Below are 12974 nucleotides of genomic sequence, written 5' to 3' on the forward strand. Positions count from 1 at the left end.
ATGAGTCTGTGGATCATCGCCAGCCTGCTGCTGGCCTACAGTGGCCTGCTGGGCTTGTGCCTGGGCCTGGAGCGGCACTACAAGCAGCTTTATCAACGCCTGCCCGGTGCCGGGCTGCAACGCCTGTTGCGCGCGGTGGGCTGGGCCTTGCTGGGCGCCAGCCTGGCCTGCTGCGCGCAGGCCTGGGGCTGGGCCATGGCTGGTGTGGGCTGGCTCGGGCTGGTCTCGCTGGCCGGGGTGACGCTGGTGATGCTGCTGCCCTACGCACCACGGCTGTCGGTGTGGCTGGCAGGCGCGGGCTGGCCAGTGCTGGGGGTGATGGCGCTGGTTTGAACCGACGGTCGCCAACCGGCCCAGGCACTGAGCAACAGCACCGCCACAGCGGCCCCTAAAGCCACCTTGAAGCCGGCCTGGGCACCTTCGGCATCCACCACCTGCCCGGCCAACACGGCCCCCAGGGCAACGCCGGCATTCAGGCCGGCCAGCAGCCAGGTCATGCCCTCGGTAAGCTGGTGCTCGGGCACGCTACGCTCAACCTGTGACACCGCTACGATCAGGGTCGGGGCAAAGCACAACCCGGCCACGAAGACTGCGGCGGCCAGCGTCCATAGGTTGAACACCCACAGCAGCGGCAGTGTGGTGGCGGCGGTGGCCAGCCCACCCAGTACCAGCAATCGGTGCAAGGGTATCTGCCATTGCACGGCACCGAACAGCAGACCGGCCAGGCAGGCGCCCAGCGCATAGGCCGACAGCACCAGCGAAGCACCGGCCGGTTGCCCGGCGTGCTCGGCAAACGCCACGCTGCCGATGTCCACGGTGCCGACGATGACGCCCATGGCGACCGTCAACAGCGCCAGGCGTCGCACGCAGGCCAGGCGCAAGACCGACCGCGTGCCGGACGCCGGGGCAGTAACAGCCGGTTGCGTGGCACGCTGGCACACCAGCCAGCCTGTGCCGATGGCCAGTAACACTGCCGCCGCCAGCGGACCGGCCTGGGCAAAGGTCATGACACTCAAGCCTACGGCCAGCGGCGGTCCGGCGATAAAGCTCATTTCATCGAGTACCGTTTCCAGCGCATACGCCGTTTGCAGGCGCTGTTGCCCACGAAGCAGCGTCGTCCAGCGCGCACGCACCATGGCTGGCAGGCTGGGCATGAACCCGGTCAGCCAGGCGCCAAGGAACAGCGTCCAGTCAGGCGCCGGCCACCAGGTCGCCAGCAACAGGATCGCCACGCCCGTCACGCTGATCATGGTGGCCACCGGCAAGACGCGATCTTGCCCAAGCCGGTCGACCCCTTTTGAAATCTGCGGCGACAGCAGTGCGTAGGTCAGCACGAAGGTGCCTGATACCGCCCCGGCCAGCGTATAACTGCCGCGCAACTGAGCCAGCAAGGTAATGATGCCGATCCCCATCATCGGCAAGGCCAGCCGGCCAATCAGGCCGGCAACGATAAAAGCTTTGGCGCCAGGCACCTCGAACAGTGCTCGATAAGGGTTGGCCATGTGACTCTCCAGAACAGGCGCTTGCCAGAATGGCGCAGGGCGCGAACAATACATACGTCTCGTATGTATAAACCGTACATTCATACGGACCGTATGTAAATATACATACGTAATGTATGTAAGGAGAGCCCGATGGTTCGTCGCACCCGCGCCGATATGGAACAGACGCGTAACACCTTGCTGGACACCGCCCGCCAGGTCTTTGCAGAGCGCGGCTATGCCGACACGTCAATGGATGATCTGACCGCACAGGCCGGCCTGACCCGTGGGGCGCTGTATCACCACTTCACCGACAAGAAAGGCCTGCTGGCGGCCGTAGTCGAGCAGATCGACGCCGAAATGGATACGCGGCTACAAGCCGTTTCCGATGCTCATGACGGGACCTGGCAGGGTCTGCGCGAGCGTTGCCGCAGCTACCTGCACATGGCACTGGAACCCGAGATCCAGCGCATCGTGCTGCGCGATGCCCGTGCGGTACTGGGCATGGCATCGCCACAGGCGCAACGTCATTGCATTGGCTCGTTGCAGGCGCTGATCGAGCGCTTGATCGAACAAGGCACCGTCACACCTGCCGACCCGCAGGCGCTGGCACGGCTGCTCTATGGCAGCCTGACCGAGGCGGCGTTCTGGATTGCCGAGGCCGATGAAGGCCAGGTCCGACTCAACCATGCCCTGGCGGCAGCGGATGTGCTATTGCGTGGATTGCAGGTCACATATGACTGAGCCGATGGGAAGCATCGACACGGTGCACTCGGCCTCTTTGTGCTACATGCCGTAACACAGTATTACGGCATACCAAAAAACAGCATCATGCAGATGCCCGGGCCAGAGCGCTTGCAAGCAGTGACAGAAAGGCTGGCTCGACATTTGCTTCAGGTTATCAAGCCCCTTCTGTCCGGTGTCTGAAATGACCTGTCGACTCACCGCCATCGCTGCTATCAAGCCCTTCCCTGGGGCTGCAGGGTCGTGCGTGCGGTTGCGACAAGGCGCCAGGCGCTGTTACCTGCGGCGATCATCATCGCCGTCCCGCGTTGTCCTCAAACGTCTTCGGCCTTCAGTGGCTGCCAAGCAGAACGGTTTCTGGCAGATCGCTCACTGAAGACTCGACGAGTCTCCCTTCGCCCATAAGTCGCCTTTCTGCCCTGTGCAGGCAAGGCACCCTATTGCCGATTGATTCAGGCACAGCCTGATGCGCGCCGTTCAAGGCGTGGCCATCACTGTGCCTTGGGTACTTTTATGACGACGCAAACCGCCGTGCTGGTGATCGACTTGCAAAAAGAGGCAGGCTTTCATCTTGAGCGCATTGATGAGGTGGTCAGCAATGCCCGCTCTGTGATTGACGCCGCTCGCCAACTGAACATCCCGCTGTTCTACACCCGGCACGTCAATGACGCTGAAGGCCGGAACCTGGCAGGCTCGGAACCAGTGGACGAGGCAGGCCGCCCGACCTCGTATCGGGCAGGCACCCCTGCTGTGGAAATCCTCGAGGTGCTGGCGCCAGCGTCGGGCGACACGGTGATCGACAAGCATCGCTACAGCGCCTTTCATGGCACCGACCTTGATGCAGCGCTCAAGAAGCAGAACATCAGGACGCTGGTGGTCATCGGTGTGCTGACCGACGTGTGTGTCATGACCACGGTGTTTGACGCTTACCAGCACAACTATGAAGTGGTCGTGGTGGCTGACGCCTGCACGGCGACCACGCTGGCCGCCCACTACTCGGCGCTGCTGATCCTGACGAACTGGATCTACGGATTGAGCCTCTTTTCGAGCGCCGAGCTGCTCAAGCAATGGAGCCGGCAAGCGAGCGTGCACCTGGCCACCCAGGTCCCGGATCACTTTGCATTCCAGCCCGAGGCGTTTGTGCCGACCATCGAGCGGCTTGAAACCGCCCTCAACAGCCAACCTTCGTCCTGGAGTTGATCATGCAGATCGAGAAAAGAAGCATCGACTTCATTCCGGAAAACGAACGTCTGGGCCGGCCACAATCGCTGTTCTATGTCTGGTTCGGCGCCAACATGAACATCACCACGATTGCAGCGGGCGTCTTGCCCGTCAGCCTGGGCCTGAATCTGCTGTGGAGTGCCGTATCTATCCTGCTGGGTTCGGTGATCGGTGCCCTGTTCATGGCCTCGCACTCTGCCCAGGGGCCGAAACTGGGTATCCCGCAGATGATCCAGAGCCGCGCGCAGTTCGGGGTTTACGGCGCCATATTGCCGTTGCTGTTCGTGATGCTGATCTACTTGGGCTTTTTCGTGAGTAACACCCTGCTGGCGGCCCAGGTGATGACGACGGTGAGCCCCCTCAGTCTGAACGCCAATATCTGTGTGCTGGGGGGTGTGTGCTTTGTGGTGGCGTTGTATGGTTATCGCCTGATCCATCGTTTGCAGAAAGTGTTGTCCATTCTGTCGATCGCCGTCTTCGGGGTCGCCACATTCGTGGCACTGAACCTGCCCATTGCTGCTCAAGCCTGGTCGTTGCAGGGTTTCTCGCTGCCAGCCTTTCTGGCATCGGTCAGCATTGCGGTGACCTGGCAGTTGTCCTACGCGCCTTATGTGGCCGACTACTCACGCTACCTGCCTACGGCCACCTCAACCAAACAGGTGTTCTGGTACAGCTATCTGGGGACCGTCACAGGCGGCACCTGGATGATGGTGCTGGGCGCTGTCCTGTCGGTCTCGATAAGCGGTCTGGCTGACAATATCGGCCTGCACCTGAGTGGCCTGTTCGGCAGCGCCGGCTTGCTGGTGTGCCTGTTTCTGATCTACGGCCAGATAGCCATCAACGTGTTCAACCTGTATGGCGCATTCATGTCCACGGTCACCGTGCTGGAGCCTTGCCTGAACCTGAAAGTGACGCCTTCGGTGCGCACCGCCTTCATGTTGGTCATCTGTGCGCTGGCCACAGGGTTGTGCACCCTGGCCAAGGAGGGATTCATCCAGTTCTTCCTGAACTTCATTTTCTTCATGAGTTACTTCCTGATCCCATGGACCGCCATCAACCTGGTGGACTACTACGTGATCCGCAAGGGCGAGTACCGGATCGCCGACATCTTCGATCCACGGGGCATCTATGGCCGTATCAATAAGAAAGCGATCGGGATCTTTCTGGCAACCATTGCGCTTGAAGTGCCTTTCATGAACACGGCCTTGTACGTGGGGCCTGTGCCTGCCCTTCTGGAGGGCATTGATCTTTCATGGCTGGCAGGGCTGATATTTCCGGCACTGGCGTATTACGTGCTGATGCGCACGCCCACAAACGTCAAGGCCGCAACGACCTGATCCTTCGTTGCGCCAGGCGTGGCATCGACACTGCCTGACGAGCGCACAAGGCCTGACCAGGCCTTGTGCGCTCGTGATTCACCACACTCGCCTGTGAATTCTTTATCATTGCGGCTGTTTCGCTGAACGAGCCGCTCATGAAATTCGCCATTTGCCTGTTATCTGCGCCTCATGCGCCTTCGTCCCGACGCGCCTTGCGATTTGCCCAGGCAGTGCTGGCCGGCGGGCATGAGATCGTGCGCCTGTTCTTTTACCAGGATGGCGTACACAGTGCGTCGCACAGTGTCGTCACGCCTCAGGACGAGCAGGACCTGCCGGCGCAGTGGCGTGCATTCATCACCGAACAGGGCCTGGATGGCGTGGTGTGCATTGCCGCCGCCTTGCGCCGGGGCGTGCTCAATGCCGAAGAATCGGCGCGCTACCAGCGTGATGCCGCCAGTTTGCAGGCGCCGTGGGAACTGTCCGGCCTGGGTCAGTTGCACGATGCGACGCAGAGCGCTGATCGGGTGATCTGCTTTGGAGGACCTTAAGATGAGTAAATCCCTGTTGATTGTCAGCCGTCAGGCGCCCTGGTCCGGCCCTGGTGCCCGTGAGGCACTGGATATCGTGCTGGCCGGCGGCGCCTTCGATTTGCCGGTGGGTCTGCTGTTTCTCGACGATGGCGTGTTCCAGTTGCAGGCCGGCCAGGCCGCGGCGGTGCAGCAAAAGGATGTGACGGCCAACCTCAAGGCCTTGCCGATGTTCGGCGTCGACGAGCTGTATGCCTGCGGCCATAGCCTGCAACAACGCGCCATCGCCACCGACGCGCTGGATGAAGGCCTCCAGGTCCTGGCCTGCGGTGCTGACATCGCCGCACTTTTTGACCGTTACGACCAGGTGATCACGATCTGATGGCGACCTTGCACGTTGTTTCCCACTCCCCGTTCACCGATACCCGCCTGGACAGCTGTCTGCGGATACTGGGTGCGGATGACGCCATACTGCTGTGCGGCGATGCGACCTACGCGCTGCGCCGTGAAGACCCGGCCCTGGCGGCACTGGGCGAGCGCGTGTTCGTGCTGGACGAAGACGCCCAGGCCCGGGGCCTGATGCTGCCGGCTGAAACAGGCGTGGTGGACTATCCCGGCTTTGTCGAGCTTTGCGTGCGTTTTGACAGAGTGAACACCTGGTCATGACCGATCTGATCGTTGCAGACCGTACTGTCGCTCTGGACCAGGATGGCTTTCTGGCGGACCTCAACGACTGGTCGCTGGACGTAGCCCGGGCGCTGGCCGTCGAGGAAGGCATCGACTTCGGCCCCGAGCATGAAGAGGTGCTGTTGGTGCTGCGCGCGTTCTACGCCGAGTTCCAGCTGTCACCGGCCACCCGCCCCTTGATCAAGTACACGGCCCTCAAGCTGGGCCCGGAAAAAGGCAACAGCCCGCACCTCAACCGCCTGTTCAACGGGCGGCCCGCCAAACTGGCGGCCCGCCTGGCAGGCCTGCCCAAACCGACGAATTGCATATGACCGACTACAGCCCACTGGTGACCGAAACCCCGGCCGAACACCCGTTCGCCCAATTTGTGCGCATCCTTGGCAAAGGCAAGCGCGGTGCCCGCGGCCTGAGCCGTGAAGAAGCCCGGCAGGCGATGGGCATGCTGCTTGACGAACAGGTCGAGGACACCCAGCTGGGCGCGTTCCTGATGCTGCTTCGACACAAGGAAGAAAGCCCCGAAGAGCTGGCCGGCTTTACCGAAGCGTTGCGCGAGCGCCTGGATGCACCGGCCATCGAGGTCGATATCGACTGGCCCAGCTATGCCGGCAAGAAGCGTCACCTGCCGTGGTTTCTGCTGGCCGCCAAGTGCCTGGCCAACAACGGCGTGCGCGTGCTGTTGCACGGCGGCGGCGCGCACACCGCCGGCCGCTTGTACACCGAGCAGTTGCTCGGTGTGTTGAATATCCCGCTGTGCCGCAGCTGGACGGCGGTGGGCAGCGCCCTGCAAGCGCGTCAGTTGGCGTTCATTCCGCTGGCCGACTGGGCGCCGCAGTTGCAGCGCATGATCGACCTGCGCAATACGCTGGGGCTGCGCTCGCCGATCCACTCCCTGGCCCGGGTGCTCAACCCGCTCAAGGCACGCTGCGGCTTGCAGAGCATCTTTCACCCCGGCTACCAGAGCGTGCATCGCGAGGCCAGCCGTCTGTTGGGCGATCATGCCATTGTGGTCAAGGGTGATGGCGGGGAAATCGAGGTCAACCCCGACACGATCAGCCATTTGTACGGCACCACGGCCGGCCAGGACTGGGATGAAGAATGGCCGGCCCTGGCCGAGCGTCGGCACGTCAAGCCGGCCAGCCTGGAACCGGCGCATCTGGTGGCTTTCTGGCGTGGCGAGGTCGAAGACAGCTACGGCCAGTTGGCCTTGCTGTCGACCATTGCCCTGGCCCTGCGTGGCCTGGGGGTCGAGCGTGAGGCCGCCTTCGAGCAGGCCCGGCAGTTCTGGGACAACCGTGACCGGTCGCTGTGACCCATCGTGTTATTCGATGATTAACGGCGGCTATTTGCGCTTTTAGTTCGAACCTGTGTCGATAGACTGGCTCCAATGTTCACTTACAGACAGGGAGCCAATCATGGGCCTGCTCATCGACGGACGCTGGCATGACCAGTGGTATGAAAGCAGCAAGGACGGCGCCTTCCAGCGCGAGAATGCCCAGCGTCGCAGCTGGATCACCCAGGACGGCGCACCCGGCCCCAGCGGCGATGGCGGCTTCAAGGCCGAGGCCGGGCGTTATCATTTGTATGTCTCGCTGGCCTGCCCGTGGGCGCACCGCACCCTGATCGTGCGCCAGCTCAAGGGCCTGGAAGCGTTGATCGATGTGTCGGTGGTCAGCTGGCTGATGCTGGAAAGCGGCTGGACCTTCGACAAGGCCACCGGCTCCAGCGGCGATGCGCTGGATAATCTGGACTTTCTGCACCAGCGCTACACCGAGGATGACCCGCAGTACACCGGACGGGTGACCGTGCCGCTGTTGTGGGACAAACAGCTCAAGCGCATCGTCAGCAACGAGTCGGCGGAGATCATCCGCATGTTCAACTCGGCCTTCAACGACCTGACCGGCAACCACCTGGACCTGTATCCCGAGCCGTTGCGTGGTGAGATCGACGCGCTCAACGAGCAGATCTATCCGGCCGTCAACAATGGCGTGTACCGCGCAGGCTTTGCCACGTCACAAAGCGCTTACGAACAGGCGTTCGATGAGGTGTTTGCCAAGCTTGATGAACTGGAGTGCCTGCTGGGCGAGAAGCGCTATCTGGTCGGCGACTACCTGACCGAGGCGGATGTACGGTTGTTCACTACGCTGGTGCGCTTTGATGCCGTGTACCACGGGCATTTCAAGTGCAACCTGCGACGCCTGAGCAACTACCCGAACCTCAGCCACTGGCTGCGCGAGCTGTACCAGTGGCCGGGCGTGGCGCAGACCGTGGACTTCCAGCACATCAAGCACCACTACTACGCCAGCCACCGCACCATCAACCCCACCGGCATCGTGCCCAAGGGGCCGAAGCAGGATTTTGCAGTGGCGCATGACCGGGAGCGATTGCCAGGCCAAGGCATCTGGCAGGACGCCTGATCTTTATTGGCCTTCGGTAGGAGCGCGCTTGCCCGCGACCGGCTGCGTTAGCAGCCGTAAATTTGTGGCGTTTCGCAGATTTTGAATGTGTTCACAACCGCAAATTTGTGGCGTTTCGCAGATTTTGCGAGCGCTACGCACTCGGTCGCGGGCAAGCGCGCTCCTACGGGGGGTCAGAGGGTGCCCTGTGCGCCTTCGAACCAGGCGAGTTTTTCGCGCAGCACCACCACTTCGCCCACGATCACCAAGGTTGGCGCGTGGACTTCGTGGTCGGCCACCAGTTGCGGCAGGTTGGCCAGGGTGCCGGTGAAGACCCGCTGGGTGACCGTGGTGCCTTGCTGCACCAGGGCCGCCGGGGTATCGGCGGCGCGACCGTGGGCAATCAATTGCTCACAGATGGTCGGCAGCCCCACCAGCCCCATGTAGAACACCAGAGTCTGCGCTGGCGCGACCAGGTCTTGCCAGGGCAAATCGGTGGTGCCGTTCTTCAGGTGCCCGGTGATGAAGCGCACCGATTGCGCGTAGTCACGGTGGGTCAACGGAATCCCGGCATACGCGGCACAACCGCTGGCTGCCGTAATGCCTGGCACGACCTGGAACGGGATGCCGTGAGCGGCCAGTTCTTCGATCTCTTCACCGCCGCGACCGAAGATAAACGGGTCGCCGCCCTTGAGGCGTACCACGCGCTTGCCTTGCCTGGCCAGGTTGACCAGTTGCTGGTTGATCTGCTCCTGCGGCAAGGCGTGCTCGCTGCGGCGCTTGCCAACGTAGACGCGCTCGGCATCCCGGCGGCACAGGTCCAGGATCGCCGGGGCGACCAGGCGGTCGTACAGCACCACGTCGGCCTGCTGCATCAGGCGCAAGGCCTTGAAGGTCAGCAGGTCCGGGTCGCCGGGGCCAGCCCCGACCAGGTAGACCTCACCCGGCGCGTGCGGCGGTGCACCATTGACCTTGGCATGCAACAGGCGCTCGGCTTCGGCGCCCTGCCCCGCCAGTTGCCGGTCGGCAATCGGCCCCTGGAACACCTCTTCCCAGAAAGCCCGGCGTTGCTGGACATCCGGGTAGAGCTGCTTGACCTGATGGCGAAAGCGCGCCGCCAGGCCGGCCAGTTGACCGTAGGTGGACGGAATCCAGGTTTCCAGCTTGGCGCGGATCAGGCGCGCCAGCACCGGTGCGTCACCGCCGCTGGACACGGCAATGACCAGTGGCGAGCGGTCGACGATGGCCGGGAAGATCACGCTGCACAAGGCCGGCGCATCGACCACGTTGACCGGCATGCCACGCTGGCGGGCGTCTTGCGAGACCTGGGCGTTGAGGGGCTCGTCGTCGGTGGCGGCAATGACCAGCACGCAACCGTCCAGGTCGCCCGGCTCGTAGCCGCGCAGGCGGATTTCTGCGCCACTGTGTTCGACCAGCTCGCGCAACTGGGTCTCGATTTCAGGGGCTACGACGCGCAACAGCGCACCGGCATCGGCCAGCAGGCGAGATTTGCGCAAGGCAATCTCACCGCCGCCGACCACCAGCACCCAGCGGCCACGCAGGTTGTGAAACAGGGGCAGAAATTCCATTTAGCCGATGACCTCAAGGCCGCCCATGTAGGGCTTGAGCACTTCGGGTACACGAATCGAACCGTCAGCCTGCTGGTAGTTCTCCAGCACCGCCACCAGGGTACGACCAACGGCCAGGCCGGAACCGTTCAGGGTGTGCACCAGTTCGGGCTTGCCGGTTTCCGGGTTGCGCCAGCGGGCCTGCATGCGCCGGGCCTGGAAGTCGCCGCAATTGGAGCACGAGGAGATTTCGCGGTATTTGTCCTGGCTCGGTACCCAGACTTCCAGGTCGTAGGTCTTGACCGCGCTGAAGCCCATGTCGCCGGTGCACAACGCCAGGACGCGGTACGGCAGTTCCAGCAGTTGCAGGACGCGTTCGGCGTTGGCGGTCAGCGACTCGAGTTCGTCCATCGACTGCTCGGGGGCCACCACCTTGACCATTTCGACCTTGTCGAACTGGTGCTGGCGGATCATGCCACGGGTGTCACGCCCCGAAGCACCGGCCTCACTGCGGAAACACGGCGTGTGGGCCACGAACTTGAGCGGCAGTTGCTTGCTGTCCAGGATCTGCCCGGCCACGATGTTGGTCAGCGACACTTCGGCCGTGGGGATCAGGTACAGGTCGGCTTCGCCGTCGCGGCTGATCTTGAACAGGTCTTCTTCGAACTTGGGCAACTGGCCGGTGCCTTGCAGAGCAGGCGCCTGGACCAGGTACGGGGTGTAGGTTTCCTCGTAGCCGTGTTCGTTGATGTGCAGGTTGATCATGAACTGCGCCAAGGCGCGGTGCAGGCGGGCAATCGGACCGCGCAGCAGGGCGAAACGGGCGCCGGACAACTTGGCGGCGGTTTCGAAATCCAGCCAGCCGAATTTCTCGCCCAGGGCGACGTGGTCCTGGACCTGGAAATCGAAGCTGGCCGGGGTGCCCCAGCGACGCACTTCGACGTTGCCGTCTTCGTCCTCGCCCACCGGCACCGACGCGTCAGGCAGGTTGGGAATGGTCAGCAGCAGGCCGTCGAGCTCGGCCTGGATGGCGTCCAGCTCGACCTTGCCTTCGCTCAGCTCGGTGCCCATGCGCTCGACGTCAGCCATCAGCGGCGCGATGTCTTCGCCGCGCTGCTTGGCCTGACCGATAGACTTGGAACGGGCATTACGCTCGGCCTGCAGCTGTTCGGTCTGGGTCTGGACGACCTTGCGGCGGGCTTCCAGCGCTTCAATACGGGCTACATCCAGCGTGAAGCCGCGGGACGCCAGGCGATCCGCTACGTCCTGAAGGTGGGTACGTAACAGTTTGGAATCGAGCATATCGTTCTCTCGTCTATCAAAGTCTGGTCAGGGACAGGCCAACCCAGGTCGCGAGCAGCCCGCCGAACACGCTGATGCCGGCATAGCCCAGCGCCAGCGGCACTTGCCCGCTTTCAAGCAGGCGCAGCGTGTCCAGTGAAAAGGATGAAAAGGTCGTCAGACCCCCTACAAAACCGACGATCAGGCCGGTGCGAATCTCGACCGGCACCTCAGGGCGCAGCAGGAACAGGCCATACAGCACGCCGATGATCAGGCACCCGGCCAGATTGACGGCCAGGGTGGCTGTGTAGAAGTGCCGCGGCCAGTGGGCGCTGACCCAGTTGCCGGTTGCGAAGCGCAATAATGTACCAGCGATGCCGGCAATCGACACCGCAAGAATGGTCTGAATCATGACTTTCTCCGCTTCCGGGGGCTGGCAGCGTCCAGCGCCTGCAAATGACGCAGCTTTTCGCCGATCTTCAGTTCCAGGCCACGCGGCACCGGCGCGTAGTACTGGCGCGGCTCTAGCTCGTCGGGAAAGTAGTCCTCGCCGGCGGCATAGGCGTCCGGTTCGTCATGGGCGTAGCGGTATTCGTCGCCATAGCCCAATTGCTTCATCAGCTTGGTCGGCGCGTTGCGCAGGTGCAGCGGCACTTCCATCGAGCCATTCTCGGCTACGTCACGCATGGCCGCCTTGAAGGCCATGTACACCGCATTGCTCTTGGGCGCGCAGGCCAGATAGACAATGGCCTGGGCCACCGCCAGTTCGCCTTCCGGGCTGCCCAGTCGCTCCTGGACGTCCCAGGCCGACATACACAACGGCAAGGCACGTGGGTCGGCGTTGCCGATGTCTTCACTGGCCATGCGCACCACGCGCCGTGCCAGGTACAACGGGTCGCAGCCGCCGTCGATCATGCGGGCGAACCAGTACAGCGCCGCATCGGGGCTGGAACCGCGAATCGACTTGTGCAGCGCCGAGATCTGGTCGTAGAACGCCTCGCCGCCCTTGTCGAAACGCCGCCGGCTGTCGCCGAGCAGGCTTTGCAGCAGCGCATTGTCGATCTCGCTGCCGTCTTCGGCCAGGTCCGAGGCATTTTCCAGCAGGTTGAGCATGCGCCGGCCATCGCCGTCGGCCGCCGCCATCAGCGTGGCAAAGCCTTCGTCGCTCAGGCGCAGGTGCCGCTGACCCAGCCCGCGGTCCTCGCTCAGGGCGCGCTGCACCAGCTTGCGCAGGGCCGCCTCGTCCAGGCTCTTGAGCACATAGACCCGTGCCCGCGACAGCAAGGCATTATTGAGTTCGAACGAGGGGTTTTCCGTGGTTGCGCCGATAAAGATCAGCGTGCCGTCTTCGACATACGGCAGGAAGGCGTCCTGCTGGGACTTGTTGAACCGGTGCACTTCATCAACGAACAGGATGGTGCGCCGGCCGTATTGCGCCGCCTGTTGTTTGGCGACCTCGACGGCCTGGCGGATTTCCTTGACCCCGGCCAGCACGGCCGAGACGGTTTCGAAATGCGCGTCCGACACCTTGGCCAGCAGCCGCGCCAGGGTGGTCTTGCCCACCCCGGGCGGGCCCCAGAAGATCATGGAATGCAGCGCGCCCTGCTCCAGTGCTTCGCGCAGGGGCTTGCCATGGGCCAGCACGTGCTCCTGGCCGACGTACTCGTCCAGGTTGGTCGCCCGCAAGCGGGCGGCCAGGGGCTGGGCGATGGGTTCACGACTGAACAGGTCCATGGTCCGGGGTCAGCGCCTC

Annotated in this window: 15 protein-coding genes; 10 read left to right on the forward strand and 5 right to left on the reverse strand. The window is 63.1% G+C overall.

The window, feature by feature from the left end; all coding sequences use genetic code 11:
- The gene (locus DGA31_RS19585) at positions 1-333 is read left to right on the forward strand and encodes a DUF3325 domain-containing protein (RefSeq protein WP_056837063.1); all 333 of its coding nucleotides are present in this window, start codon (positions 1-3) and stop codon (positions 331-333) included.
- Here DGA31_RS19585 and DGA31_RS19590 read toward each other — a convergent pair.
- A complete protein-coding gene (locus DGA31_RS19590) occupies positions 261-1502 on the reverse strand; it encodes an MFS transporter (RefSeq protein WP_109513681.1) in 1242 nt (413 codons plus the stop codon). The two genes, DGA31_RS19585 and DGA31_RS19590, sit on opposite strands and share 73 nt — an antisense overlap.
- Before the next feature lie 132 nt (positions 1503-1634).
- Here DGA31_RS19590 and DGA31_RS19595 point away from each other — a divergent pair, with 132 nt between their 5' ends.
- The 9 genes from DGA31_RS19595 (at position 1635) to DGA31_RS19640 (ending at position 8393) form a co-directional block, all read left to right on the forward strand.
- Positions 1635-2225, forward strand: a complete 591-nt coding sequence (locus tag DGA31_RS19595) for a TetR/AcrR family transcriptional regulator (RefSeq protein ID WP_109513682.1) — start codon at positions 1635-1637, stop codon at positions 2223-2225.
- A gap of 513 nt (positions 2226-2738) precedes the next feature.
- Positions 2739-3425 (forward strand): cysteine hydrolase family protein, encoded by a 687-nt coding sequence (locus DGA31_RS19605; protein ID WP_109513684.1) that lies wholly within the window; start codon positions 2739-2741, stop codon positions 3423-3425.
- A gap of 2 nt (positions 3426-3427) precedes the next feature.
- Positions 3428-4783 (forward strand): purine-cytosine permease family protein, encoded by a 1356-nt coding sequence (locus tag DGA31_RS19610; protein WP_109513685.1) that lies wholly within the window; start codon positions 3428-3430, stop codon positions 4781-4783.
- Positions 4784-4920: 137 nt separating this feature from the next.
- A complete protein-coding gene (gene tusD / locus DGA31_RS19615; RefSeq protein ID WP_109513686.1) occupies positions 4921-5313 on the forward strand; it encodes a sulfurtransferase complex subunit TusD in 393 nt (130 codons plus the stop codon).
- A 1-nt stretch (position 5314) separates the two neighbouring features.
- Entirely contained in the window at positions 5315-5674 is a 360-nt protein-coding gene (tusC, locus tag DGA31_RS19620) for a sulfurtransferase complex subunit TusC (protein ID WP_056837052.1), read from the forward strand.
- A complete protein-coding gene (gene tusB, locus DGA31_RS19625) occupies positions 5674-5958 on the forward strand; it encodes a sulfurtransferase complex subunit TusB (RefSeq protein ID WP_109513687.1) in 285 nt (94 codons plus the stop codon). Before tusC ends, tusB begins: the two co-directional genes overlap by 1 nt.
- Positions 5955-6290, forward strand: coding sequence for a TusE/DsrC/DsvC family sulfur relay protein (locus DGA31_RS19630; protein ID WP_056837050.1), 336 nt, complete (start codon positions 5955-5957; stop codon positions 6288-6290). The genes tusB and DGA31_RS19630 overlap by 4 nt, the downstream gene beginning before the upstream one ends.
- Positions 6287-7288 (forward strand): glycosyl transferase family protein, encoded by a 1002-nt coding sequence (locus tag DGA31_RS19635; RefSeq protein ID WP_056837048.1) that lies wholly within the window; start codon positions 6287-6289, stop codon positions 7286-7288. Before DGA31_RS19630 ends, DGA31_RS19635 begins: the two co-directional genes overlap by 4 nt.
- A 103-nt stretch (positions 7289-7391) precedes the next feature.
- On the forward strand, positions 7392-8393 hold the full coding sequence (locus DGA31_RS19640) for a glutathione S-transferase family protein (RefSeq protein WP_109513688.1): 1002 nt from the start codon (positions 7392-7394) through the stop codon (positions 8391-8393).
- 173 nt (positions 8394-8566) lie between these two features.
- Here DGA31_RS19640 and cysG read toward each other — a convergent pair whose 3' ends face one another.
- From cysG to DGA31_RS19660, 4 genes are read right to left on the reverse strand one after another with little or no spacing between them, the layout of a single operon-like run.
- Positions 8567-9961, reverse strand: coding sequence for a siroheme synthase CysG (gene cysG / locus DGA31_RS19645; protein ID WP_109513689.1), 1395 nt, complete (start codon positions 9959-9961; stop codon positions 8567-8569).
- Positions 9962-11242, reverse strand: a complete 1281-nt coding sequence (gene serS / locus DGA31_RS19650; protein ID WP_056837041.1) for a serine--tRNA ligase — start codon at positions 11240-11242, stop codon at positions 9962-9964.
- Positions 11243-11258: 16 nt separating this feature from the next.
- Positions 11259-11633: a fluoride efflux transporter CrcB gene (gene crcB / locus DGA31_RS19655; protein WP_056837039.1), complete on the reverse strand. Its 375-nt coding sequence runs from the start codon at positions 11631-11633 to the stop codon at positions 11259-11261.
- A complete protein-coding gene (locus tag DGA31_RS19660; RefSeq protein ID WP_109513690.1) occupies positions 11630-12955 on the reverse strand; it encodes a replication-associated recombination protein A in 1326 nt (441 codons plus the stop codon). Before DGA31_RS19660 ends, crcB begins: the two co-directional genes overlap by 4 nt.
- Between the last annotated feature and the right edge of the window lie 19 nt (positions 12956-12974).

Origin of the sequence: Pseudomonas ovata (assembly GCF_003131185.1) — a bacterium.
In the GTDB taxonomy this organism is placed as follows: Bacteria; Pseudomonadota; Gammaproteobacteria; order Pseudomonadales; family Pseudomonadaceae; genus Aquipseudomonas; species Aquipseudomonas ovata.